Origin of the sequence: Hymenobacter sp. H14-R3 (assembly GCF_030063445.1) — a bacterium.
Taxonomy (GTDB): domain Bacteria; phylum Bacteroidota; class Bacteroidia; order Cytophagales; family Hymenobacteraceae; genus Hymenobacter.
Genome location: NZ_JASITD010000007.1, coordinates 141,075 through 166,341, shown reverse-complemented (window position 1 = coordinate 166,341; position 25,267 = coordinate 141,075). Strand labels below are relative to the sequence as shown.

22 protein-coding genes are annotated in these 25,267 nt (G+C 60.2%); 13 read left to right on the top strand and 9 right to left on the bottom strand.

The window, feature by feature from the left end; translation table 11 throughout:
* The first annotated feature begins 31 nt into the window (after window positions 1-31).
* The 7 genes from QMK33_RS09080 to QMK33_RS09050 all read left to right on the top strand — a co-directional run bounded on the left by QMK33_RS09080 (window position 32) and on the right by QMK33_RS09050 (window position 8,377).
* The gene (locus tag QMK33_RS09080) at window positions 32-1,192 is read left to right on the top strand and encodes a 3-hydroxyacyl-CoA dehydrogenase NAD-binding domain-containing protein (protein WP_283564261.1); all 1,161 of its coding nucleotides are present in this window, start codon (window positions 32-34) and stop codon (window positions 1,190-1,192) included.
* Window positions 1,189-1,629: a PaaI family thioesterase gene (locus QMK33_RS09075; protein WP_283564260.1), complete on the top strand. Its 441-nt coding sequence runs from the start codon at window positions 1,189-1,191 to the stop codon at window positions 1,627-1,629. The genes QMK33_RS09080 and QMK33_RS09075 overlap by 4 nt, the downstream gene beginning before the upstream one ends.
* 206 nt (window positions 1,630-1,835) lie before the next feature.
* Entirely contained in the window at window positions 1,836-3,044 is a 1,209-nt protein-coding gene (gene pcaF, locus QMK33_RS09070; RefSeq protein WP_283564259.1) for a 3-oxoadipyl-CoA thiolase, read from the top strand.
* 95 nt (window positions 3,045-3,139) lie between these two features.
* A complete protein-coding gene (gene paaZ, locus QMK33_RS09065; protein WP_283564258.1) occupies window positions 3,140-5,203 on the top strand; it encodes a phenylacetic acid degradation bifunctional protein PaaZ in 2,064 nt (687 codons plus the stop codon).
* Between the two features lie 133 nt (window positions 5,204-5,336).
* On the top strand, window positions 5,337-6,095 hold the full coding sequence (locus QMK33_RS09060; protein WP_283564257.1) for an enoyl-CoA hydratase/isomerase family protein: 759 nt from the start codon (window positions 5,337-5,339) through the stop codon (window positions 6,093-6,095).
* A gap of 88 nt (window positions 6,096-6,183) precedes the next feature.
* On the top strand, window positions 6,184-7,194 hold the full coding sequence (locus QMK33_RS09055; protein ID WP_283564256.1) for an SPFH domain-containing protein: 1,011 nt from the start codon (window positions 6,184-6,186) through the stop codon (window positions 7,192-7,194).
* 19 nt (window positions 7,195-7,213) lie between these two features.
* Window positions 7,214-8,377 carry a TFIIB-type zinc ribbon-containing protein gene (locus QMK33_RS09050; RefSeq protein ID WP_283564255.1) on the top strand — a complete coding sequence of 388 codons (1,164 nt, stop codon included), beginning with the start codon at window positions 7,214-7,216 and terminating at the stop codon, window positions 8,375-8,377.
* 388 nt (window positions 8,378-8,765) lie between these two features.
* On the opposite strand, the gene QMK33_RS09045 is transcribed toward QMK33_RS09050, so the two are convergent.
* From QMK33_RS09045 to QMK33_RS09035, 3 genes are all read right to left on the bottom strand, one after another.
* On the bottom strand, window positions 8,766-9,026 hold the full coding sequence (locus tag QMK33_RS09045; protein WP_283564254.1) for a hypothetical protein: 261 nt from the start codon (window positions 9,024-9,026) through the stop codon (window positions 8,766-8,768).
* Window positions 9,027-9,062: 36 nt separating this feature from the next.
* Window positions 9,063-10,874: an ABC transporter ATP-binding protein gene (locus QMK33_RS09040; RefSeq protein ID WP_283564253.1), complete on the bottom strand. Its 1,812-nt coding sequence runs from the start codon at window positions 10,872-10,874 to the stop codon at window positions 9,063-9,065.
* Between the two features lie 104 nt (window positions 10,875-10,978).
* Window positions 10,979-11,692, bottom strand: a complete 714-nt coding sequence (locus tag QMK33_RS09035) for a hypothetical protein (protein WP_283564252.1) — start codon at window positions 11,690-11,692, stop codon at window positions 10,979-10,981.
* 289 nt (window positions 11,693-11,981) lie between these two features.
* On the opposite strand from QMK33_RS09035, the gene QMK33_RS09030 reads away from it, so the two are divergent.
* Window positions 11,982-12,272: a hypothetical protein gene (locus QMK33_RS09030; protein WP_283564251.1), complete on the top strand. Its 291-nt coding sequence runs from the start codon at window positions 11,982-11,984 to the stop codon at window positions 12,270-12,272.
* A 40-nt stretch (window positions 12,273-12,312) separates the two neighbouring features.
* On the opposite strand, the gene QMK33_RS09025 is transcribed toward QMK33_RS09030, so the two are convergent.
* Both QMK33_RS09025 and QMK33_RS09020 read right to left on the bottom strand, forming a co-directional pair.
* Window positions 12,313-13,146: an IS982 family transposase gene (locus QMK33_RS09025; protein ID WP_283564250.1), complete on the bottom strand. Its 834-nt coding sequence runs from the start codon at window positions 13,144-13,146 to the stop codon at window positions 12,313-12,315.
* Between the two features lie 184 nt (window positions 13,147-13,330).
* Window positions 13,331-13,780: a DUF4890 domain-containing protein gene (locus QMK33_RS09020; RefSeq protein WP_283564249.1), complete on the bottom strand. Its 450-nt coding sequence runs from the start codon at window positions 13,778-13,780 to the stop codon at window positions 13,331-13,333.
* A 635-nt stretch (window positions 13,781-14,415) separates the two neighbouring features.
* Between QMK33_RS09020 and QMK33_RS09015 the strand changes: the two genes are divergently transcribed.
* Window positions 14,416-15,894, top strand: a complete 1,479-nt coding sequence (locus tag QMK33_RS09015; RefSeq protein WP_283564248.1) for a dihydrolipoamide acetyltransferase family protein — start codon at window positions 14,416-14,418, stop codon at window positions 15,892-15,894.
* Window positions 15,895-16,031: 137 nt separating this feature from the next.
* A complete protein-coding gene (locus tag QMK33_RS09010) occupies window positions 16,032-16,244 on the top strand; it encodes a hypothetical protein (RefSeq protein WP_283564247.1) in 213 nt (70 codons plus the stop codon).
* 70 nt (window positions 16,245-16,314) lie between these two features.
* Here QMK33_RS09010 and QMK33_RS09005 read toward each other — a convergent pair whose 3' ends face one another.
* The 3 genes from QMK33_RS09005 to QMK33_RS08995 form a co-directional block, all read right to left on the bottom strand.
* A complete protein-coding gene (locus QMK33_RS09005; protein WP_502867054.1) occupies window positions 16,315-18,453 on the bottom strand; it encodes a S9 family peptidase in 2,139 nt (712 codons plus the stop codon).
* 71 nt (window positions 18,454-18,524) lie between these two features.
* On the bottom strand, window positions 18,525-19,328 hold the full coding sequence (locus tag QMK33_RS09000; RefSeq protein WP_283564246.1) for an alpha/beta hydrolase: 804 nt from the start codon (window positions 19,326-19,328) through the stop codon (window positions 18,525-18,527).
* A gap of 93 nt (window positions 19,329-19,421) precedes the next feature.
* Window positions 19,422-22,052 carry a valine--tRNA ligase gene (locus QMK33_RS08995; protein ID WP_283564245.1) on the bottom strand — a complete coding sequence of 877 codons (2,631 nt, stop codon included), beginning with the start codon at window positions 22,050-22,052 and terminating at the stop codon, window positions 19,422-19,424.
* A 110-nt stretch (window positions 22,053-22,162) separates the two neighbouring features.
* Here QMK33_RS08995 and QMK33_RS08990 point away from each other — a divergent pair, with 110 nt between their 5' ends.
* The gene (locus tag QMK33_RS08990) at window positions 22,163-22,420 is read left to right on the top strand and encodes a hypothetical protein (protein ID WP_283564244.1); all 258 of its coding nucleotides are present in this window, start codon (window positions 22,163-22,165) and stop codon (window positions 22,418-22,420) included.
* Between the two features lie 502 nt (window positions 22,421-22,922).
* Complete coding sequence (aat, locus tag QMK33_RS08985) at window positions 22,923-23,585, top strand: leucyl/phenylalanyl-tRNA--protein transferase (protein WP_283564243.1); 663 nt, start codon at window positions 22,923-22,925, stop codon at window positions 23,583-23,585.
* Between the two features lie 144 nt (window positions 23,586-23,729).
* Here aat and QMK33_RS08980 read toward each other — a convergent pair whose 3' ends face one another.
* On the bottom strand, window positions 23,730-24,080 hold the full coding sequence (locus tag QMK33_RS08980; RefSeq protein ID WP_068333075.1) for a 4Fe-4S binding protein: 351 nt from the start codon (window positions 24,078-24,080) through the stop codon (window positions 23,730-23,732).
* Between the two features lie 132 nt (window positions 24,081-24,212).
* Between QMK33_RS08980 and QMK33_RS08975 the strand changes: the two genes are divergently transcribed.
* Window positions 24,213-25,229 (top strand): acyl-CoA reductase, encoded by a 1,017-nt coding sequence (locus QMK33_RS08975; protein WP_283564242.1) that lies wholly within the window; start codon window positions 24,213-24,215, stop codon window positions 25,227-25,229.
* Window positions 25,230-25,267: the final 38 nt, after the last annotated feature.

Below are 25,267 nucleotides of genomic sequence, written 5' to 3'. Positions count from 1 at the left end.
AAACAAAAAAACAATAACGAAAAACGAATCCATGACCATCGGAATTATTGGCAGCGGCGCGATGGGCGCGGGAATTGCGCAGGTAGTGGCTACGGCCGGCCACCCCGTGCGCCTGCTCGACCAAAACGCAGTGGCCCTCGAAAAAGCCTTGGCGGGCATAGCCGCCAGCCTGCGCAAGCTGGCCGAGAAAGGCAAGCTGACGCCGGAAGCAGCGGCGGCGGCCCTTACCCGCCTGCACCCCACGGCCGATATGGAGGATTTCGCCGACTGCGGCCTCGTTATCGAGGCCATTGTGGAAGACTTGGCGGTGAAACAACAGGTTTTCAAGCAGATAGAAGGCATTGTGGGCGCCGATTGCGTGCTGGCCAGCAACACGTCGTCGCTTTCCATTACCTCCATTGCGGCGGCTTGCCAGCGGCCCGAGCGGTTCGTGGGTATCCATTTTTTCAACCCGGCCCCGCTCATGCAGCTGGTCGAAATTATTCCGGCGGTGCAAACCCGCGCCGGGCTGGCCGACGAAATAAAGACGCTCGTGGCTAGCTGGAACAAGCGCCCGGTGCTGGCTCAGGACACGCCGGGTTTCATCGTGAACCGCGTGGCGCGGCCGTTCTACGGCGAGGCCATTCGGATTTTGGAAGAAGGCATTGCCGACATCGCCACTATAGACTGGGCCCTGACCGAGCTGGGCGGCTTCCGTATGGGGCCGTTTGCGCTCATGGATTTTATTGGCCACGACGTCAATTACCGGGTAACGGAATCGGTATTTACAGCCTTTTTCTACGACCCGCGCTACCGTCCCTCGTTCACGCAGCGGCGGCTGTTTGAGGCTGGCTATTACGGCCGCAAGGCCGGGCGCGGCTTCTACAACTACGCCGCCGGGGCCAGCCAGCCCGAGCCTAACCGCGATAAAACCCTGGGCGACAGCATTGTGCAGCGCGTGCTGGCCATGCTCATCAACGAGGCCGCCGAGGCGCTGCACCTGCGCGTGGCCTCCGCCCAAGACTTGGAGCTGGCCATGACCACCGGCGTCAATTACCCCAAGGGCCTGCTGGCCTGGGCCGACGAGCTGGAGCCGGCCACCGTGCTGGCTACCCTCGATACCCTCTACCACGATTACCACGAGGACCGCTACCGCGCCAGCGTGCTGCTGCGCCGGTTGGCGCGCGACAATCAATTCTTTCTGACTACATGAGTGCTTCTGCCAACCACGACCACCAGCCCCACCACGCCGTGCAAAACTGGCTCACTACCCGCGACCCGTTCAGCGCGTGGCTGGGGGTAATTGTGGAGGAAGTGCGGCCCGGCTACTGCCGCCTGCGCCTGCCGGTGCGCCCCGAAATGCTCAACGGCTTCGGTATGGTGCACGGCGGCGTCACGTTTGCAGCGGCTGACACGGCGTTTTCCATAGCCTGCAACACCCACGGCCGCCAGAGCGTGGGCCTCACCGTTACCATCGACTACCTGGAGGCCGGCCGGCCCGGCGATATCATCACCGTGGAGGCTACCGAGGCCAGCCTTAAGCACCGCGTAGGCGTGTACGAGGTGGGTATTCGTAACCAAGATGGCTTGCGACTGGCCTTGTTCAAAGGCACGGCCTATCGTACTAGCACGGAGAATAATCCCGCTTAAATTTAGCCCAATCCTTTTGTGTTAATTAAAAACTAAAAAATGATGAATTAAAAATTTGGCAATCAGATTTTTAATTCGTCATTTTTTAATTTTTAATTCTATCAGGAAAATCTGTTTTAGAGATACGGTTTGCTCTTTGTTTTTCGCTAGCTGAACAACTCCACTATCTGAGAAAAAACGAACAACAAGAAACGAAAAACGCCCTAATGACTCAAGCTTATCTCATCGACGGGGTGCGCACGCCCATCGGCAACTTTGGCGGCACACTGGCCGCCGTGCGCCCCGACGACCTCGCCGCCCTCACCATCCGCGAGCTGCTGGCGCGCAACCCCACGGCCGACCCCGCTGGCATTGCCGACGTGATTATGGGCTGCGCCAACCAGGCCGGCGAAGACAACCGCAACGTGGCCCGCATGGCCGCGCTGCTGGCCAGCCTCCCCTACTCGGTGCCGGGCGAAACCATTAACCGCTTGTGCGCCAGTGGATTATCCGCCGGTATTGCGGTTGCCCGCGCCATTCGGAGCGGCGACGGCGACCTGTTTGTAGCCGGTGGCGTCGAGAGCATGACCCGCGCCCCGCTAGTGATTTCCAAGCCCAGCAAAGGCTTCGGCACCGACTCCCAGATGGCCGATTCGAGCTTCGGCTGGCGCTTTATAAACCCCGCCATGCAGGCTGCTTACGGCACCGACGCGATGGGCGAAACCGCCGAAAACCTGGTGGATCAGTACCACATCAGCCGCGAGGACCAAGATAAATTTGCCCACGCCTCGCAGCAAAAAGCGGCCGCCGCGCAGCAGCGGGGCCGCTTTAGCGCCGAGCTCATGCCCGTACCCATTCCACAGCGCAAGGGCGAGCCCGTGCTGTTTGCGGCCGATGAATTCATCAAGCCCGATACTTCCCTGGAAGGCTTGGCTAAGCTGCGCCCCGCCTTCCGCAAAGCCGGCGGCACCGTAACGGCCGGCAACGCCTCGGGCCTCAACGACGGGGCCGCCGCCCTGCTCTTCGCCTCCGAAGCCGGTATCAAAACCCACAGCCTAGTGCCCAAGGCCCGCATCGTGAGTATGGGCGTGGCCGGCGTCGAGCCGCGCCTCATGGGCATCGGCCCGGTGCCAGCCAGCCACCTCGCGCTCAAGAAAGCGGGGCTGACGCTGAATGACATCAACATTATTGAGCTCAACGAGGCTTTTGCGGCGCAGTCGCTGGCCTGTATCCGCGCCTTTGGGCTGGCCGATGACGACCCGCGCATCAACCCCAATGGCGGGGCCATTGCCCTGGGCCACCCGCTGGGCATGAGCGGCGCGCGCCTGCTCAATACCGCCGCGCTGGAGCTGCATCAGCAGCAAAAGCGCTACGCGCTGGTGACGATGTGCATCGGCGTGGGGCAAGGCTACGCCGTGATTATTGAGCGCGTGTAGCGTGGACTCTGCGAGTCCGCGCGGCTGAACAACTGATTGTAAACTAACTACCCACGCGCGGACTCGCAGAGTCCACGCTACCCTCCCACCCCGCTATGACGCCCACCCTCGAAAACTACACCCTTGGCCGCTGGCAGCCTGGCGGCTCCGACCCGCACGAGCTGCGCGATGCCAGCACCGGCGAAGTCATTGCCCTGGCCAATACCGAAGGCTTTGATTTTGAGCAGATTCTGGCCTACGGCCGGCGCGTGGGCAACCCCGCGTTGCGCCGCATGACGTTTCACGAGCGCGGGCGGATGCTGAAGGCGCTGGCCTTCCATTTGCAGGAAAAAAAGGAGCTTTTCTACGAGCTGAGCTACCGCTCGGGGGCCACGCGGGCCGACTCGTGGATTGACATTGAGGGCGGTATCGGCAACCTGTTTGCCAACGCCTCGCTGCGGCGCAAATTCCCGGATAAGCCGTTTTACGTGGAGGGCGAGCCGGTGGGCCTGAGCAAGGGCGGCACCTTTATGGCTCAGCACCTGCTGGTGCCCAAGGAGGGCGTGGCCGTGCACATCAACGCCTACAACTTCCCCATTTGGGGCATGTTGGAGAAAATCGCGGTGAACCTGCTGGCCGGCATGCCCGCCGTGGTGAAGCCCGCCGTGCCCGGCGCCTACCTTACCGAGGCCGTGGTGCGCGAGATTATCGCCAGCGGCATCCTGCCCGATGGGGCCTTGCAGCTGGTGGTGGGCTCGGGCCAGGGCATTCTGGACCACGTGACGTACCAGGATGTGGTGACGTTTACCGGCTCGGCTGCCACCGGCGCAAAGCTGCGCGCCCACCCGCGCATTATTAGCGAGGCGGTGCCGTTTACGCTGGAGGCCGACTCGCTCAACGCCGCCGTGCTGGGGCCCGATGCCCGGCCCGGCACGCCCGAGTTCGACCTCTTTATCAAGGAGGTGCGCAAGGAAATGACGGCCAAGTGCGGGCAGAAATGCACAGCCATTCGCCGCGCCATCGTGCCCGCCGAGCTGCTCGAAGATGTGCAGATTGCCCTGGGTAAAGCGCTGGCGCAGACCACCATCGGCCACCCGCAGGCCGAGGGCGTGCGCATGGGCGCGCTGGCCGGCCGCGAGCAGGCCGAGCGCCTGCGCGAGCAGGTGCGCCAGCTCGCCAAAACTACGCCCATCGTGTACGGCGACCTCGAAAACGTGGAGATTATCGGTAAGGAGCGCGGGGCCGACGTAGCCAAGGGCGCGTTTATCTCGCCCATCGTACTACGCAACGACCAGCCATTCAAGCACTTGGATAGCCACGAGTTGGAAGCCTTCGGCCCCGTGGTGACGCTCATGCCTTACCACGATTTGGGCGAAGCCGTGGCGCTGGCCAACCTCGGCAAGGGCTCGCTAGTGTGCTCGCTGGCTACCAACGACCCGCGCACGGCCCAGGATTTTGTGCTGGGCGCGGCCACCCACCACGGCCGCATTCTGGTGCTCAACGCCGAGATGGCTAAGGAAAGCACCGGCCACGGCTCGCCCCTGCCGCAACTGGTGCACGGCGGCCCCGGCCGGGCCGGCGGCGGCCAGGAAATGGGCGGCATCCGGGGCGTGGAGCATTTTATGCAGCGCGTAGCCTTGCAGGGCTCGCCCAGCATGATTACGGCCATCACGGAAGTGTATCAGACTGGTGCTAAGCAGGTTGAGTACGACAAGCACCCCTTCCAGCGTTACTTTGAGGAGTTAGAAATCGGCGAAACCTACACCACCCACAAGCACACCGTAACGGAGGCCGACATCAGCAACTTCGCTGGCATTTCGGGCGATAACTTCTACGCCCACGTCGATGCTACCTCGCTGGAAGGCACGCTCTTTACCGGCCGCGTGGCGCACGGCTACTACATTTTATCGAAGGCTGCCGGCATGTTCGTGGACCCGCGTAAGGGGCCCGTTTTGCTCAACTACGGCCTCGATGAGTGCCGCTTTACCAAGCCCGTGTACCCCGGCACCACCATCGGCGTGCAGCTCACGGTGAAGGAGAAAGTGGGCCAGGAAAAGCGCGACGAAACCGACATCGCTAAGGGCATCGTGCGCTGGCTCGTAACCGTAACCGACGAAACCGGCGACACCGTGGCGGTGGCGACCATTTTGACGATGGTAAAGAAACTGCACCAAGCCTAACCTATGCTGAGCGTCTGTCATGCTGAGCTTGCGAAGCATCCTACCGGGTCCGAACGACTTGTTCCGGCGCGATAGGATGCTTCGCAAGCTCAGCATAACAGACGTTTTTTTGTAACGTACTGTTCTACTTCCTATGAGTGTTCTCTCCGCCGGCCACGTTACGGCCGCTACCGATGCCGCTGGCATCACCACCGTCACGTTTTTCCACCCCGCCCATAACTCACTGCCCAGCAATATCTTAGCTGAGCTGGCCGCCGCCATCACCAAGGCCGGCCACGACGACGCCACCAAGGTCATCATTCTGCAAAGCGAGGGCGAGCGCACGTTTTGCGCGGGAGCCAGTTTCGATGAGTTGCGCGCCGTGGCCGATGCGGCGCAGGGGCTGGCGTTTTTCTCCGGCTTTGCGCACGTCATAAATGCCTGCCGCACCTGCAACAAGCTGGTTATCGGGCGGGTGCAGGGCAAGGCCGTGGGCGGCGGCGTGGGTATAGCCGCGGCCACCGATTACTGCCTGGCCACCACCCACGCGGCCGTGAAGCTCAGCGAGTTGGCCGTGGGCATCGGCCCCTTCGTGGTGGGCCCGGCCGTGGAGCGAAAAATCGGCGCTTCTGCCTTCGGCCAGCTGGCCATTGATGCCACCGAGTTTCGCTCGGCCGAGTGGGCCGCCGCCCGCGGCCTCTACGCCGAGGTGCTGCCCGATATCGCCGCCCTCGACGCAGCCGTGCTGGCGCTGGCCCAGCGCCTGGCCGCTTCCTCGCCCGACGCCATGCGTGAGCTCAAGCAGGTGCTGTGGGCCGGCACCGCGCACTGGGACACGCTGCTTGTGGAGCGCGCCGCCATCAGCGGCCGGCTGGTGCTGTCGGAGTTTACGCGGGCGGCTATTGGCAAGTAGCTGTAATAACTGGGGGTGGGCCGGCGAGTCAGGTAGCGGCTTTCCTGCTTAGGTTGCGCCCGTTTTCCTCCTATTTCACTGGCTACTCATGGGGCTTTTCGATTTTATCCGCAACGAATTAATCGAGATTATCGACTGGGTTGATAACTCGTCGGACACGCTCATTTGGAAATTTCCGGACAACGAGAACAACCTCAAAAACGGCGCGCAGCTCGTGGTGCGCGAGTCGCAGGTGGCCATTTTGTTGGATGAGGGGCGCGTGGCCGACGTGTTTGGCCCCGGCCGCCACGTGCTGGCCACCGCCAACCTGCCGGTGCTCACCACGCTGCGCGGCTGGAAATACGGCTTCGAGTCGCCGTTTAAGGTCGATGTTTACTTCGTGGCTACCAAGCAGTTTGCTAATCTGAAGTGGGGCACGCCCAATCCCGTTATCCTGCGCGACCCCGAGTTCAAGCAGGTGCGGGTGCGGGCGTTTGGCACATTTGCGCTGCGCGTGCGCGAGGCCACCAAGTTCCTGACCGAGTTTGCGGGTACGGCGTCGGTGGTGCGCGTGGGCGACGTGGAGGGGCAGCTGCGCTCGGCCATCGTCAACAAGTTTTCGGATACCCTGGCCGAGGCTAACGTGTCGGTGCTCGACCTGGCCCGCAACTACCAGGAGCTGGGCGAGCGCCTGCGCCCGCTGCTGCAAGACGATTTCGGTGCTTACGGCCTGGAGCTCACCCGCTTCTACCTCGAAAACGCCAGCCTGCCCCCCGAGGTCGAAGCCTTCCTCGATAAAACCACCCAAATGAACATGGCCGGCGACATGGCCCGGTTTCAGCAGTTTCAGGCCGGCATAGCCGTGGAGAAAGCGGCCGGCCAGGAAGCCGGCATCGGCGGAGCCGCCGTGCTGCTGGGCGGCCTGGGCAACATGCTGGGTAACGCCACCGCGCCCGCCGCGGCCCCAGCCAGCCCCGCCCCCGCCCCCGCTCCCGCCGCCGGCCCCAACCGCGAGCAGATTGTAGCCATGTTGCGCGACCTGGGCCAGCTCAAGGCCGATGGCATTCTGAGCGAAGCCGAGTTCGACGCCAAAAAGGCCGAGCTACTGGCCCGCCTATAACTCTATCGCGCCGGCCCTCATGGATGTTGCTACCGAAAACGCCCTGCGCGAATTGCGCGAGCGTGACTTATTGCGCGCGCCCTGCCTTAGCTGCGGGTCGAACCTCACGTTTCAGGCCGAAACCCAGCAGCTGGCCTGCGGGCACTGCGGCGCTACCCAGGCCCTGACGTTCAGCCAAGCCAAGCTGGCCGAGCGCCCGCTCAGCGCCCAGCTTGCCAGCGCCGAGCTGCCCGCCGACCGCGTGAGCGAGCAGCTGCTGTTCAGCTGCCCCAGCTGCGGCTCGCGCACCCGCGTCAACGCCGAGCAGCCCACGCTCAGCTGTGGCTTTTGCGGCAGCCGGGCCATCAATCCCGAGGCCCAGCGCACCCGGCTCATCGAGCCCGCCGGGGTGCTGCCCTTTCGGCTGGAGCGGCCGGCCGCTACCACGAGTTTCCGCACCTGGCTGGCGGGCAAGTGGCTGGCTCCCAACAAGCTGCAAAGCGGCGCGGTGCTCGATAACCTGCACGGTATCTACCTGCCCTTCTGGACGTTTGATGCGCAGGCGTACTCCGAATGGCGGGGCGAGCGCGGCGACCACTACTACGTATCGGTGAGCAGCACCGACAGCCAGGGCCGCCCCACCACCCGCCAGGAGCGCCGCACCGACTGGAGCAGCCGTAGCGGCACCCACGAGCACTTCTACGACGACCTCCTCACGCTGGCCTCGCGCAGCCTGGCCAACCAGCAAAACCACGTCGAGGCGGTGCTGGATGACTACGACCTCGCCGCCGTGGTCGATTATGATGCCCGCGTGCTGCTGGGCTGGGAGGCCGAGGTGTACAGCATCGACCTGGCCGAGGGCCTGGAAGAAGCCCGCACCACCTTCCGCGAGCAGGAGCACGACAGCTGCAAGCAGGCGCTGGGCGGCGACGAGCAGCGCGGCCTCCGGGTGAGCACCACCCTCACCGAGGAGTCGTTCAAGCACCTGCTGCTGCCGCTCTGGGTGTGCGCCTACCTCTACCAGGGCAAGCTCTACCACTTCCTCGTCAATGGCCAAACCGGCAAAGTGAGCGGCTCGCACCCCTACTCGCCGTGGAAAATCGCGTTTCTCGTGTTGCTAGGCTTGCTATTGGCGGGTGCCGTTTACTATTTCGTGAATCAGTACCAGACTGCTACGAGCGTATCGACTGATTATCAGCCATAAAAACCCCTCCTAGCACACCGCGCGGCCTATCTTTGGCGCGTTGCACGGTTAATCCACCTCACCTCGGCAAGTCCTTAAAAAGACGAAACCCCGGCTGTTGGCACAACCGGGGTTTCAAAGAAGCAGGTGGTCAAGCACCTAACTTCTTTCTCCAACATGAGAGACAAACGTGCAAAGGCGGATTTTGAACTGAGGTTCAGCTTCCGCATACCCCCAGAGCTAGTAAAATGGCTCGTGGGGCTTCTAATGAGTGGTGGCGCCCTATCGGCTGCCATTCATTGGATTAAGTAAGGCAAGGGCCGGGCCGCGAGGTTCGGCCCTTGTTTCGTCTTGACTGTGACAAATATACACTTTTCGGGCGAGAATGGTTGCTCGGGATTCCAGATGCCTACCCAAGGTATTTCTCAAATACATTAACCCCTTTACTGTAAACACTATACAAGCTGTTTTCGCCGAGAATAGCAACAGCAGTGCTACCCGCTTCAGTACCATACCAGCGTAGGTAAATACTCTCTTTGCCCGAGTCAAACTCAATAATAGCTTCCTCGCCTGGAAGCAGCTCATATTCAAAGCATTCCGGCTCGTGTATGAGCGTCATGCTACTCTCAGAACTGTTGTGAATGGCAAAAGAAGAGACAGATGCTAACATTATTTAGGAACTTATTAATGGTACTATTGCCTCTCCTCACAGCGCTGTATCCAGCACCTCGTCGCCGTCATCGGCCATTGATTTAGCCAGCTTCTCGATATTGAGACTACGGGCCGAGGCGTCGAAAATCTCGCGGTAGGTACCGCGCTTTTCGTAGAGCTCCAGGTGGGTGCCGCTCTCCACGGCTTCGCCTTTTTTCATGACGCAGATGCAGTCGGCATCCACGATTTGGGCGAGGCTGTGGGAGATGATGACCACCGTGCGGCCCTGCTTGATGGCGTCGAGGCTGTTTTTGATTTGCTCGGTGGCGATGGCGTCGATGCTGGCGGTGGGCTCGTCGAGGAAGATGATGGGCGGGTTTTTGAGGAAAAGCCGGGCAATGGCGATGCGCTGCTGCTGGCCACCGGATAGCTGCTGCGCGTCGCTGAGGTAGCCCTTGGGCAGGTCCAGAATCTGGTCGTGCAGGTAGGCCTGGCGGGCGGCGGCTTCTAGCTCGGCTTGGGTGGCGTTGAAGTTACAGTAGCGGATATTCTCTTCGATAGTGCCCTTGAAAATGTGGTTTTTCTGGAGCACCAGGCCAATTTGCTGGCGCAGGGCGGGCGTGTCGTACTGGGCCAGCGGCTGGCCATCGAGAAACACGCCGCCGTTGTCGGGGCGGTAGAACTCGCACAAGAGGTTGATAATCGTGCTCTTGCCCGCGCCGCTGAGGCCCACGAGCGCGGTGGTTTTGCCGGCCTCGATGGTCATGCTCACCTCGTGCAGGGCGGCTGTGCCGCTGGGGTAGGTGAAGTTGACGTGGCGCAGCTCGAAGCGGCCTTCCAGGTGCGCGGGGCGTAGCGGGCCGGGGCGCTCGGTCTGGTCGTCGGCGTCGAGGATGGCGAAAAAGCCCTCGGCGCGGGTCAGGGCCTCGTTCATCTCGTCGTAAATGCGGTGCAGCTGCCCGATGGGGGCCGACACGTTGTTGAACAGCAGCACGTGAAACATGATGGCGCCGGTGCTCATCTGGCCGGCCAGCACGAGGTAGGCGGTGAGCACGATGATGGCCACCACGCCAATCTGCTCAAAAAATGACTTGAGGCCGTCGTAGCGGAAGTTGGTTTTGCGGGTGAGCAGCTGAGCGGCTTCCAGCTTATCTTGCACGGCCAGCTGCTTGTCGCCCTCGTAGGCTTCGCGTACGAAGCTCTTTATCACCACAATACTGTCGATGATGCTGATGAGGCCGTGGTTTTTTTCTTCGCGCAGGGCGCGCAGGGCGCGGCGGGTACCGTTGAGGCGGTCGGCCTGCCGGTAGCTCAGCCAGAAATACACGGGCAGGATGGACGTGGCCACCAGGCCCACCCAAAGGTTGGCGTAAAACATGACGCCCAGCGCCACTAGCGCATTGGCAAAGAGCGGCAGAATGTCGATGAAGAAGTTTTGCACCAGCTTCATCAGGCTCTCCACGCCCCGGTCGATGCGGGTTTGGAGCTTGCCGGTCTGGTTATCGCTGGCGGTGAAAAAGCCGAGCTCGTAGCCCAGAATCCTGGTTACGGCGGCCTCAGCCAGCGCCCCCGACACGCTGATGCGGATTTTCTCGCCGTAGTATTTCTGGCCAAACGTGATGCCCGTATTAATCAGCTCCTTACCCAGCAGCAGGGCGCTCACCCACACCAGCATCTGCCAGCCAGCGGCCAGCCCTTGCCCTCTATTGAGCAGGTCCTGCACCGTATCGACGGTGTAGCGCAGCACGAAGGGGTTGACTTGCGCGGCCAGCGAGCCCACCAGCGTGAGCAGCAACGTGCTGATAACCAGCTTACGGTAGGGCTGCACGAAGGGCAGCAGACGTTGAATTATTTGCCAAAGGCTCATGGGGAAGCACAACCAGTTAGGTAAAAAGCACAGAAGCCAACCGGTTATTTCCGGCTGGCTCTGGGGTTGCACGCAGGCCGGGGGTTATGGGGAGGCCAGCGCGGCTACCTTTTCAGGGCAATTTCGCGCTCCTGCACCACTATCGTGTCACCGGCTACCAAGTGGCTGAGCACGGCCCGGTTGAAGGTATTCCATTCGCCCCCAGAGGCCAGGCTACAGCGCCCACCCTCCACCAGCCAGCTGAAATACGGCACGTATAGCTGGTTGCCGTGGGCACCGATTATGCGTACGGGCCGCGTTTGGCAATACTGCCCGTAGCCCGTAGCTGGCGACGTATTTATGCATTTCTTGCCGGGGTATGCGTCCTTTATATAAGCCGCTAGCTCCGCGGGGCGAGGACAGTAAGTAGTGCTGGTGAAATTGGCTGCCGAATCCAGATTTTGCAGGCGAAAGGAAGTCAGTTGCTGGTCGGTGACCTCCGCACGGATGCTATCGGTAGCGTAACCAGGGGCGGCCGATAGCAGCGTAGCGCGGTTGTTGCCCCGGAACGTCAGGGTGAGCGTACCGTTGTTGGCAACGGGCGCATCGGTGGCCGAGAAGTACGTATCCAGCCACGCCCGCTTGGCCAGGAACCGGGTTATTACCGGCTGGCTTGTCACCTGCCCAGCGGCCGTATACATGGCAATGGGATTGGCGGCCGTAATGACAGACACGGCCGTGTATTTGCCAGTCAGGTCGTAGGAAATGCGCTCGGCATCGCGGTGGCAGCCGGCCAGCAGGGCCGCCCCAACCAGGAATAAGTAGTGGATGTGTTTCACAAGAAAAAAATGGCCGAGCAATGAACGCCCGCCAGTTGCGAATATATGAAAGCGATGAGCAGTTGCTCGCCATCAGCCCCTTAAAATATGCGGCCTGTAGCCCACCACGGGCTGGCATATGCCGGCCCGCCCGTGGCCGGATTCGGCGATTAAGGAGCCCGATGCGTCGAATAGAATCGTCCCAATGCACTAAATAGCACGAGCCGGCAGTTTAAAGCGCGGCAGCAACGCGTTGCCCGTGGCGCTGCGCGATGGCGCGCAGCCGATTTCCTCCTTTTCCCCCTACCCTATGTTGCGGATTGCCCTCCTGTTTTTTTGCCTGCTTGGCCTGGCAACTTCGGCGGCTACGGCCGGCTCCAGCGCCGCCCGGCGCACGCCCAGCGCCATGCGCGGCCAGCGCCTCACGCGCGGCAACCACGTGCCCGTGTACACCGATTACCGCTACCACAGCCGCGAGCGCAAGGGAGCCCTTAGCTTCCTCCACTTTGGCAGCCGCCGGCAGATTACGGCCCGGCACCGCGCTCATAAGAACTCGACCCACACGCCGCGCAAGCATGGCCACACCAGCGGTTTGTTTTAAGTTACTTGCTATCAGTACACTAGCTAACCCAAGTTGCGGGCTATAGGCCAGCTTGGTGCAAAGCATGTGCAAAAATGAATAAGGTAATCTTTAGAGCAAAGCCGGCGGCCGTGACCGCGTGAATCTGCTTGGGAAAGCGCGCGGTAAGTTGACTAAAGCAGGTTTCGATACCTTTGCGAAAGTACTGGAGCAGAAAGACTTGCGCCGGATGATGCGGGCGCTTACTGTTTTTGCGGCGCGCCGTCTGCTGCTGGCTGCCGCTGGCCTCGTTAAAGAGGTCTTCGGCTGCGTAGTCCGTATAGCCGGCATCGGTGTAAAGCACGCTGCCCTCGGGTAGGTCGAGGGGTAGCCCACGCTGGCCGGTTTGCTCCGACTCGGCGCCCGCGTGGATATAAAACTCGACCGGAATACCGTCGCTGGTGGCCACCACTTGCACCTGGAGGCCATAGAACCAGCTGCGCTTGCTGGCGCAGCGGCCGTGATAGGCCTTGCCCGTCAGGAGCTTACAGCGCGGGATGCGCGTGTTATGACACACGGCTACCGGAAACGAGTCCAGTACGTAGCGGGCCTCAGTGTGCAGATGTTTGAGCACGTCGCCCAACGTGGCGAACAGGGAGCGGAGCGTATCGGTGAGGGCGTGCAAGCGCCGGGTGAAGCCGCTCTTGTCCAGTGGATTCTGCCCCCAATGCTGCGCCATGTAGTGCTTGGCGACCACTAGGTTGCCCCCAAAAAAGCGGGCGGCCACCAGGGCCGTGGTTAGCACCTGGGCATCGGTCAAGCGCCGGCCCGAAGCCGGGGGCGGCGTGCCGGCGGGGCGCGTAAAGCGGATTAAATCATCAAGTACGCAGTACATTGCAACGGTCTGTTCGCGCATGGTCGGGTGGAGTTGAGGGGGTCGAATACCTCAAACCTAGCCTGTTCACGCCGAACAGACTTTTTTGTGACCGCACCCTATCTCGCAACTTGGGTTAGCTAGCAAAAACTGCCATCAACTGGCTCACAAAGAAGCCCCGCGCCAAACTGGTGCGGGGCTTCTTTGCTAAGTAGCAAGCTAAAAACTAGCTATCGGTTTTGGCTTTGATTTTCACCTTGCCGTCTTTCTGCTTCACTTTGCCGTCCTGCATGCCCATGCCGCGCTCGCGGCGGTTGGCCTGCATGGCAGTGTATTTGGTAAATTGGTCGGGGGTAAGCACGGCCTTGAGCTGGTCGTCGTACTTGGTGCGGCCGGCCATCATTTGGGCGCGCATTTGCTTGCGGTCGCCGGGGCCGGCTTGCGTCTGGCTGCGCATGGCCAGCATATCCTGGTCGCGGGTCAGCATAATTTGCTGCACTTTGGCCGACTGGTCGGCGCTCAGGCCCAGCTGCTTAGTGAGGCCCTGAGTTTGGTGGGAAGCCATTTCTTCGGGGGTGCGCTGCGAGCGGGTGGCATCCTGGCCAGGGGCCACTTGGGCCGAAGCGGCAGTAGCAGAAAGGGCAAGCGCCAGCAGGGGCAACAGAAACTTTTTCATGGTAAGTACTTTAAATAAAGTGAGTTGTGATAATTTAGGAAATATTGGCCGGCGGCCGGTGCTGCTTAGACACCGGCCGGGGCGCGGGGTTTAGCGGTTAGGGGCGGCGATGCTGAGTTTCCCAGCGGGTGCGCTCCTAAGGCGTTGCGCGGTGGTTGCGGTCGTAGCCGTAGCTGTTGTTGCTGCCGGGGCCCTGCTGGTAACGGTTGTCGCGGTTGTGAGCGGTGGCAGGAACGGCGAACAGGGCGGCAGCGAAAAAGTAGTTAATATACTATTTTTCAGAAAGTTTATGAATTAAATTGTAGAGGTTACCAAGCTGGTAGCAGTGGGGTAACCGTCCCTTTGCAAACGAGCGACCACAAACCTGGCCCACCAGCCCACTTTCGCGCCAGCGCCGCCCAAGCCCCGACCAACGGCCGTTTTTCACCGATTGAAAACTGACTAGGGGTCCGCCGCTCGGCGGTTTTTCGGCGATAATCGTTAGGGAGACAGCTGGCCGCTGGTGGTGGTAATGGTTACTCACCGCGCCCCGTGCGCCCAGCCGGTGCGGGGGCCTTTGGCTTCTGCCTACCTTTGCGGCACGAAACTCCCTCCCACCCCACCCTACGTTTTTTAAGACCCCCAGCCCCCTGATTATGGCCCGAGTGGAAATGACGATGCCCAAGATGGGCGAATCCATCATGGAAGGCACCGTGTTGAAGTGGCTCAAGCAAGTTGGCGACGCCATTGAGCAAGATGAATCGGTGCTGGAAGTAGCTACCGATAAGGTCGATACCGAAGTACCCGCCCTGCACGCCGGCATCCTGGCCGAAATACTGGTGCAGGAAGGCCAGGTAGTAGCCGTGGGCGCGCCCATCGCCATTGTCGAGACTGATGCCAACGCCGCCGCCCCTGCGGCCGACAACAACACCGACAACATGGAAGAGGCCAGCGCCAACCCGCCCCTCACGGCCCCCGAAGTAGTGCGCTCGCTGCACAAGGCCCCCGCCGGCGACGAGAGCGTGCCCTACCTGCCCGGCCCCAACAACCCGGTAGATGCCGCTACGGCCCCCGCCAGCGCCGCCCACCCCGTGCAGGAAGGCCGCTTTTACTCGCCGCTGGTGCTCAGCATCGCCCGCGAAGAAGGCGTGAGCATGAGCGACCTAGAGCGCCTGCCCGGCACTGGCCAGGACGGCCGCGTAACCAAAAAGGACATTCTGGACCACGTAGCGGGCGGCAAGCCCTCGCTACAGCCAGCCGCGGCTGCTCCCGCACCCGTAGCTGCTGCGCCAGCAGCCCCAGCACCCCCAGCACCCACGCCGGCCGCCGTACCGCAGCCGGCCGCCAAGGCAGCCCCCGCACCCGGCGCCAGCACAAATGGCCAAGCGGCCCCGGCCGCCAGCAAGCCCGCGCCCTCCGTATCGGGTGGCCACGAGCTGGTGGAGATGGACCGCATGCGTAAGATGATTGCCCAGCGCATGGTCGATTCCAAGCGTATTTCGCCGCACGTTACGAGCTTTGTGGAGGCCGACGTGACCGAGCTGGTGAACTGGCGCAACAAGCACAAGGATGCGTATAAGAAGCGCGAGGGCGAAAACCTCACCTTCACGCCCATCTTCATCCAGGCCGTGGCCCGCGCCATCCAGGACTACCCCGGCATCAACGTGTCGGTCGATGGCGACTTCATCATCAAGAAGAAGGACATCAACATTGGCGTGGCCGTGGCCCTGCCCTCGGGCAACCTCATTGTGCCGGTGATTCACAACGCTGACCAACTCAACCTCAACGGCCTGAGCAAGAAGATGAACGACCTGGCCAACCGCGCCCGCCAGAACAAGCTCAAGCCCGAAGACCTGGCCGGCGGCACCTACACGCTCAGCAACGTGGGCTCGTTTGGCAACGTCATGGGCACGCCCATCATCATGCAGCCGCAGGTGGCCATCATGGCCGTGGGTGCCATTAAGAAGAAGCCCGCCGTAATTGAGACGCCCCAGGGCGACCTCATCGGTATCCGGCACTTTATGTTCCTGAGCCACAGCTACGACCACCGCGTGGTCGATGGCTCGCTCGGCGGCATGTTTGTGCGCAAAGTGGCCGATTACCTGGAGCAGTTTGACCCGAACACCACGGTATAACTACAAATTTTTGCTGCTTAACAAACGTCTGTCATGCTGAGCCTGCGAAGCACCCTATCGCGTTCGAACGACTTGTTCTGGCGCGACAGGATGCTTCGCAGGCTCAGCATGACAGACGTTTTTAGTACCTCTTCTTCATGAAAAATCTGCTCTTTATCCTCACCCTCGCCGTTTCGCTGGGCCTCATTTTCTTCCTCTACTGGCGGCTCACCGTCACGCAGAATGCGCTGGCCGAGGCACAGCGCCAAAGTACTGCCTGCGAACAGGTTACCTTTCAACTGCAAGCCCAGCTGAGCGCCGACGAAAAAAGCGCGGAGGCCACTTCGACCACCGCGCCTTCGGCTAAGTAATGTAGAACGGAGTGGTACTCCGTTTATCGCTGCACCTGTCGTTCGCCCGGAAACGGAGTACCACTCCGTTCTACAGCGCCTTCTGCTCGTCGAGCAGCAGGAACAGGAATGCGTATTGACGTGCCACGTCGTGCAGCGCCTTGAAGCGTCCCGATGCGCCGCCGTGGCCGGCTTCCATGTCGGTGTGCAGGAGCAGCAGATTCTTATCGGTTTTGGTGGTGCGCAGCTTGGCCACCCACTTGGCGGGCTCAAAGTACTGCACCTGCGAGTCGTGCAGACCCGTGATTACCAGCATATTGGGATAAGCCTGCGCCTTCACGTTGTCGTAGGGCGAGTACGAAAGCATGTAGTCGTAAGCGGGCTTGTCGGCGGGGTTACCCCACTGGTCGTACTCGCCGGTGGTGAGCGGAATGCTGGCATCCGACATGGTGGTAACCACATCCACGAACGGCACGGCCGCAATAACGCCCTTGTAGAGCTCGGGCCGCATATTCACCACCGCGCCCATGAGCAGGCCGCCCGCGCTGCCGCCCAGCGCAAACAGCTTGGCGGGCGAAGTGTATTTCTCCTTGATGAGGTAGTCGGAGCAGTCTATGAAATCGGTGAACGAGTTCATCTTGCGCATCATGCGGCCATCTTCAAACCACTGGCGGCCAAGTTCTTGCCCGCCCCGAATGCCGCACAGCACGTAGGCAAATCCGCGGTCGAGCAGGCTCAGGCGCGCCGAGGAAAAGGTAGGGTCCATGGACAGGCCATACGAGCCGTAGGCATATTGCAGCACCGGGCCCTGGCCGTTTTTGTGGAAGCCTTTCTTGTACACAATGGCGATGGGAATAAGCTTGCCATCACGCGCGGTTACGAACTTACGCTCAGTAACATAGTTCTTTTTGTCAAAGCCCCCGAGCACGGGCTGCTCCTTGAGCAGCGTCAGCTTGTGGGTGGCCATGTTGTAGTCGTAGGTGCTGGCCGGCGTGGTAAACGAGGTGTAGGTGAGGCGCAGCTGCGGGGTGTCAAACTCGGGATTGATGCCGATGTAGGTAGTGTAGGCCAACTCGCGGAAATCGACTACGCGCCCAATCTCATCCTTAAAATTGATAACGCGCAGCTGGCGAATGCCTTCCTCGCGCTCGTTCAGCACGAGGTAGTCCTTAAAGAGCTCCATTTGCTCTAGAAACACGTCGTCGCGCTGCGGAATTACTTCCGTCCAGCTGCCGCGGCCGGTGCTGGTGAGCGGCGCGGCCATCACCTTGAAATTGGGCGCTTCCCAGTTGGTGAACACGTAGAACTTACCGTTGGCGTCCTGCACGTCGTAGAGCAGGTCGGGCGTGCGCGGCACAAACACCGTAAACGCGCCAGTGGGCGTGCTGGCATCCAGGAAACGGTACTCGGAGGAGAACGCGCTACCTAGCTCAATGCCGATGTATTTCTTTGATTTACTACGGCTTACGTGCAGGCTGAACGTGTTGTCCTTTTCCTCATACACTAGCGCATCCTGGCTGGGGTCGGTGCCCAGGGTGTGGCGGTATACCTGATAGGGCAAGAGCGTGTTCACGTCCTTTTTGGCGTAGAACACCGTTTGGTTATCGGCCGCCCACACGCCGGCACCCTCCACGTTGGCGATTTTTTCGGGATATAACTCGCCGGTTTTCAAGTTCTTAAAGCACAGCGTGTAGAGGCGGCGGCTCACGGTGTCGGTGCTGAAGGCCAGCACCTCGTTGTTGTCGCTCACGGCGTAGCCGCCGATGGCGAAGTAGCTGTGGCCCTGGCCCATTTGGTTGCCGTGGAGAATAATTTCCTCGGGCGCTTGCAGGCTGCCGGCCTTGCGGCAATACAGCGCGTACTCGCCACCCGCCTCGTAACGGCTGTAGTAGTAGTAGCCGTTGTCGCGGTAGGGCACCGACTCGTCCTGCTCCTTGATGCGGCCCTTCATCTCGGTGAACAGCTTGTCTTCCAAGCCTTTCACGGGGGTCATCTGGGTGTCGAAGTAGGTATTTTCAGCCTTGAGGTAATCGAGCACCTCGGGGTTTTCGCGCTCGTTGAGCCAGTAGTAGTTATCGGTGCGGGTGCCGTAGGGCGACACCAACTGCTTGGCCTTAATAGCCACGGTGGGAGGATTTTGCATAGGAGAAGGGGGCGTGGCCTGGCCCTGCGCGGCCAGCGCCGCGAGGCCAGCCAGGCCACTAAGCCAAAGAGTAGGGAGTCGTTTCATCCGGAAAAGGTTTTGGTTGACGACCCCAAAGAAAGGCAGCAATGAGGTATTATCTGCATTAATACTAGTATTTACAGGATGTTAGGTAGGGCTTGTTGGTATTGCGGCGTTGCCGTTAAGCCGTTGTGGCCCCCACCCCGAATGGTTAGTAACTGGTCGCCAGGCTTCAGCAGCGCCTTCAGCCTGACGGAAGAATTATAGGGAATCAGCTCGTAGTGGTCGCCGTGCACCAATACGATGGGCGCGCTCACCTGCCGGATAAACTCGTTGGTCGGCATTGGGTAGCGCAACAAAAAACCGGGCAAAATCGGCCAGACGGGAATCGTGTGCGCCGCCATATCGGCCAAGCTGTAATAGGGTGCGTGCAAGAGCAGCCGCCGGGACCGGTGCCGCGCCGCCAGCCACGTAGCTGGCCCCGTGCCAAGCGAGTAGCCAGCAATAACTACCTGGCTTTCATCATGGTTCGCAACTACTTGCTGGTAAGATACTTCCACATCAGCCAGCAGCTGGGCCTGGCTGGTAATGGTACCGGTGCTTTTGCCGTAGCCCCGGTAATCGAGCATAAACACGTCGTAGCCTAGCCGCGTGTAGGTGGCTGCCAGCTGGCCCCACTCGGCCAGAGAGCCCGCGTTGCCGTGCAGGAAGAAAACCAGGCCTTTGGGTGCGTCAGCCTTAAAGAGCAGGCCGCTCAGCCGCACGCCATCCAAGGTGATAATGGGAAGCTCAGCGTAGCGGCCCGGTAGCCGAAACTGGTAGGTAGCGGGCAGCTTGCGCGGGTAAAACAACAGCGTTTCCTGCCGGAAATAAAGCCAGGCACATGCCACTACGTACAGCACTGATACGATACTGAGCACCCAAAGCAGCAGGTATTTCATGGCGGCTAGTGGCGCTTGCGCCTAACGACAGAACGCCCTGCGAAGCTATTCACAGGGCGTTCCAATCCGTTTTTCTGAGCTTTACTCAGGCTACTATAAAGCCTTGAGCGCCTGCTCCAGGGCCGCAATTTTTGCCTCGGCATCGGCCAGCTTCTGGCGCTCGCGCTCCAACACGTCGGGCTTGGCGTTGGCCACGAATTTCTCGTTGCTCAGCTTCTTATTCACCGAGTCGCGGAAGCCAATGGCGTACTCCAGCTCCTTCGCCACGCGGGCGCGCTCAGTAGCGGCATCTACCTGAATATCAAGCGGAATAAAAAACTCGTTGCCGCCCAGCACGAAGCTCACCGCACCGGCCGGCCCTTCCTGGGCAAACGACAAGTCGCTGAGGTTAGCCAGCTTGCGCACCAGTGGCGCGTAGGCTAGGATAGCGGCTTGGTCGTCGGTTTTCACGGCCAACTCCAATTGCTTCACCGGGCCTAAGTTCTTCTGATTGCGCACGTTGCGCACACCGGCAACAATGGCCAGGGCCTTGTCCATTTCGGCCAGGGTATCGGCGCTATTGGCGGGCGCGGTCACTTTGGGCCAGTGGGCCACGGTGATGTAGTCTTTGGGGCCGCGCTCGGCCAGCTCGTGCCATAGCTCCTCGGTGATGAAGGGCATGAAGGGGTGCAGTAGCTTGAGCAGCGTTTCGAGGAAACCCACGGTAGCGCTAAGCGTCTGGGCATCAATGGGGTGCTGGTAAGCGGGCTTCACCATTTCGAGGTACTGCCCGCAGAAATCGTCCCACAGCAGCTTGTACACCGTCAGCAGCGCGTCGCTCATCCGAAACTTCTCGAAATGCTCGTCGAGTACCGCCACGGTTTCGGCCAGCTTGGCCTCAAACCAGCTCACGGCCTGCGCGTTAGCGAAGGGCAGCGCGTTATCCACTTCCCAGCCTTTTACGAGGCGGAAGGCGTTCCAGAGCTTGTTGTTGAAGTTGCGGCCCTGGTCAATCAGCTTCTGGTCGTAGAACAAGTCGTTGCCGGCGGGCGACGAAAACAGCATGCCCGTGCGCACCGCATCGGCCCCGAAGTCGCGGATGAGGTCGAGCGGGTCGGGCGAGTTACCGAGCTGCTTGCTCATCTTACGGCCCTGCGCATCGCGCACAATACCAGTCAGGTACACGTTTTTGAAGGGCACTTCCTTGCGGAATTCTAGGCCGGCCATAATCATGCGCGCCACCCAGAAAAACAGGATTTCGGGGGCAGTTACGAGGTCGTTGGTCGGGTAGAAGTAGTTGATGTCGGCGTTGTCGGGGTCGTCGAAGCCGTCGAACACCGAGATGGGCCACAGCCACGACGAAAACCAGGTATCGAGCACGTCCTCATCCTGGCGCAAGTCGCTGGCTTGCAGGTCGTTGTTACCGGTTTGGGTACGGGCCAGCTCCAACGCTTCGGCCTCATTCTGGGCCACTACAAACGAGCCATCGGGCAGGTAGTAGGCCGGAATGCGCTGGCCCCACCACAGCTGGCGCGAGATGCACCAGTCGCGCACGTTCTCCATCCAGGCCCGGTACATATTCTTAAACTTGGGCGGGTGCAGCTTAATGGTGTCATTCTCCACCACTTCGAGCGCGGGCTTGGCGAGGTGCTCCATTTTCAGGAACCACTGCAGGCTCAGCTTGGGCTCAATCACGGCCCCGGTGCGCTCCGAAGTCTGCACAATGCTGGCGTATTCCTCGATTTTATCGAGCAGGCCGGCTTCCTGCAAATCCTTCACGATGTTGCGGCGGGCCGCAAACCGGTCCTGGCCCACGTACAGCTCCGCCTTTTCGTTCAGCGTGCCGTTATCGTTCAGAATATCAATGACTGGCAGGTTGTGTTTCAAACCCAGCTCGTAGTCGTTGAGGTCGTGGGCGGGCGTCACTTTCAGCGCGCCCGTACCGAAATCAACCGTCACGTACTCGTCCTGAATAACCGGGATTTCGCGGCCCAGCAGCGGAATGCGCACCTTCTGGCCGGCCAGGTCGTGGTAGCGCGGGTCAGTGGGGTTCACGGCTACGGCCACGTCGGCCATCACGGTTTCGGGGCGCGAGGTGGCCACCGTGAGGAAGCGGCCGGGCTGGCCCACCACCTCGTACTTGAGGTGATACATCTTGGCCTGGGTATCCTTGGCAATCACTTCCTCATCCGAGATGGCGGTGCCGCCCAGCGGGTCCCAGTTCACCATACGCACCCCTCTGTAAATGAGGCCCTTGCGGTACAAATCCACGAACACGCGCAGCACGGCCTCGGTCAGCTTAGGCTCCATGGTGAAGCGCGTGCGGCTCCAGTCGCACGAGGCCCCGAGCTGCTTGAGCTGCTCCAGTATGATGCCGCCGTACTTCTCCTTCCAGGCAAACGCGTGCTCCAGAAACTCCTCGCGGCTCAGGTCTTTCTTATTGATACCCTGCTCTTTGAGCATGGCCACTACCTTGGCCTCGGTGGCGATGCTGGCGTGGTCGGTGCCGGGCACCCAGCAGGCCTCCTTGCCCTGCATGCGGGCGCGGCGCACCAGCACGTCCTGGATGGTATTGTTGAGCATGTGGCCCATGTGCAGCACGCCCGTCACGTTGGGCGGCGGAATGACCACGGTATAGGGCTGCTTGCGAGGGTTGGGTTTGGCTTGAAAAAAGCCCTGCTCCTGCCAGCGCTGGTACCATTTGGCTTCAACGTCGGCGGGCGAATAGGTTTTGGCGAGAGACATTATTGCGGGGTTCTGCTGCTAGCTGGCAAAAGTACGGCGGGCGGGATTGGCGGTGGATGGTTTGATTCAGCAGTACATTTACCACCTAACAAATAAATACCTGATAAACAATGTCCAAAATGAATGTCGCTGATTTACAATCGTATTTTATCGTTACCATCCCTGATAGCGATGGGGTCCAGCAGCCACACAAAACTGCTGACACACCAGAGCAAGTAACTATAATACTTAACCAAGCTAAAAGAGACAAATATCATTTACATCTAATGAAAGTTAATTTATTGGTTAAAACCGAAGTATTTCGAGACAAAAGCCGAGATTTTCAATGGGCTGAAAATGCAGAAGAATGGTACAAAAAGAACAAATAAGAAGCCCCCCGTTTTTCACACTTTCTCAATCTTTAAGTCACGAAAATGAATTTCTCAATTTTAATTACGCTGCTTATCATTTATTCTTTGAATGCTTTAGGACAAACAAGAACTTATTACCCAAATCACGTTGATATTGTTGAAGATGCCCATACTCAGTCGTCAACAGGCATTTCGGGGCTCAAGATTATAATAGACGAGAAATTAAAAAAGATTTCGGATATAAATTCTTCGCCTAAATATAAAGACCACATATACAGAATAATTAATACTCAAAATAGCTCCACAAGTAAGTACACTAGGATATACAAATGCTTAATGCCAATAGATGGAGACGACAGCTACAAAGCTTTCGTTTATATTTCAGTGAATAGTTTTTACAAAACAATAAAATGGGCGGGGACATGGCCTTTGGGCAGCGAAAATATTGACCAAAATAATTATATGATATATCAGTACAAGTAGCTTACACTAGTAATAAGATTTAGTGTACAGCAACTTAATGCCCCTCACCTTCCCCCCACCCACCGCCGCGCGCGACGACCTCGACGGCCTGCTGCTCCTAGGTGGCCAGCCCACCGTCGAAAACCTGGTGGCGGCCTACAGCCAGGGCATTTTTCCGTGGCCGGTAGATGACTTGCCGCTGGCCTGGTTCTGCCCGCCGCGGCGGGGCATTTTGCGGCTGGCCCGCCTGCACGTGGGCCGCAGCCTGGCGCGGGCGCAGCGGCAGTCGCCGTGGCACATCAGCTTCGACGAGTCATTTGGAGAGGTGATGCGGGCGTGCCAAACGCAACCGCGCCCCGGCCAGGCCGGCACCTGGATTACCCCGCAGCTGGTGCGCGGCTATACGGAGCTACACGCCGCCGGCCACGCCCACAGCGTGGAGGTGTGGGAGGGCGACACCCTCGTGGGCGGCCTCTACGGCGTGGCCGTGCGAGGCGTGTTTGCGGGTGAAAGCATGTTTCACCACCGGCCCAATGCCTCGAAGCTGGCGGTGCTGGCGCTGGCCAGGCACCTGCGGGCGCGCGGGGCCAGCTTCTTCGATATTCAGCAGCTGACGCCGCACATGGTGGTGCTGGGCGCGGAGGAAGTGTCGCGGGACGAGTTTTTGGCCCTGCTAGTGAACGAGCAGAACGCGGGTCGGCAGTTGTTTGACGCTGATTAAAAGAGAGCGTCATGCTGAACGCAGTGAAGCATCTCACTTGAATCGTTGGGTTACTAATCCAATCGATGCGGGCGAGATGCTTCATTGCCTTCAGCATGACGTTCTTTTTGGCAAAACGCGGATTGCAAAATCCGCGCTACAATGCTATGCGGCTTTATGCAGCCACTGCTGTTTTTGGGTCAGGCGCTCGCGGCTTTCGCGGTGGTCGGGGTCGTCTACGCAGCAATCGACGGGGCACACGGCGGCGCACTGCGGCTCCTCGTGGAAGCCTACGCACTCGGTGCACTTATCGGTCACGATGTAGTAGTACTCGTTGGATACCGGGCGCTGGGGCTCGGTGCCGCCGGCCAGGTGGCCGTCGATGGTTTGCACCTCCTTTAGGGTGGTGCCATCGGCCCAGCGCCACTGGGCACCGCCCTCGTAGATGGCGGTGTTGGGGCATTCCGGTTCGCAGGCACCACAGTTGATGCACTCGTCGGTTATCATGATGGCCATTGCCGTCGTCTCCTTATACTAGTGAGTAATTTTGCTGTTCAAAGCTGCCCGGCTGTACGTAAAAACGCCGACCCAGGCTGATTCGGACCCTCAAAAGTACGGCTCATTCTGCCTTCCCGCTTCCTTTTCTTCATGTTGAACCGCACTATCCGCCTCGCCGCTTTCGCCGCGCTGGGCCACCACCTCGCCTCGCTCACCGAGGCCGAAATCACTGAATTAGCCTTTCGGGCCCGCAACCAAAACGCCTGGTTCGACCTGCCCAACGTGCGCACCGCCCTCGCTGGCATCGTGCACCTGCTGGCTGAGCCCGCCCTCAGTCAGTGGGCCAGCCGCTATCCCGCTGAGCCCGCCGCCCCGCGCCAGGTGGGCGTGGTAATGGCCGGCAACATCCCCATGGTGGGCTTCCACGACCTGCTGTGCGTGCTGCTCAGCGGCCACACGCTGCTGGCCAAGCTCAGCAAAGACGATACCCTGCTTATGCTGTGGCTGCGCCAGCAGTTGCTCGAAATTGAGCCACTATTTGCTGAGCACCTGCACGTTGTGGAGCGCCTCAACGCGGCCGATGCCTTCATCGCCACCGGCTCGGACAATACAGCGCGCTACTTCGAGTTTTATTTCAAGAGCCGGCCGCACATCATTCGGCGCAACCGCACCAGCCTGGCTATTCTCACGGGCGATGAAACGGCTGAAGAGCTGGCTGCCCTGGGCCCCGATATTTTCCAATACTACGGCTTAGGCTGCCGCAACGTGAGCAAGCTTTACGTGCCCGAGGGCTACGACTTTGTGCCCCTGCTCGATGCCTTGCAGCCCTGGCAGCACGTGCTCAACCACCACAAGTATCAGAACAATTACGATTACAACAAGAGCATTTTGCTGGTGAACGCGGTACCGCATCTCGACACCGGCTTCCTGCTACTCACAGCGCAAACGGCGCTCGTGTCGCCCATCTCGGTGCTGCATTACAGCACCTACACGCAGGAAATCGACCTGCTCGACCAGCTTACCAACGTGGCCGCCCAAACCCAGTGCCTCGTGTCGGCGGGCGGGCGCTTTGCCGGCTCGGTACCCTTTGGCCGCGCCCAAAGCCCCAGCGTGGCCGACTACGCCGACGGCCTCGATACCATGGAGTTTTTAGCCACCGAACTGTAAACCCAACCACCCCAACTGGCCCGAAGTCGGTACATTAA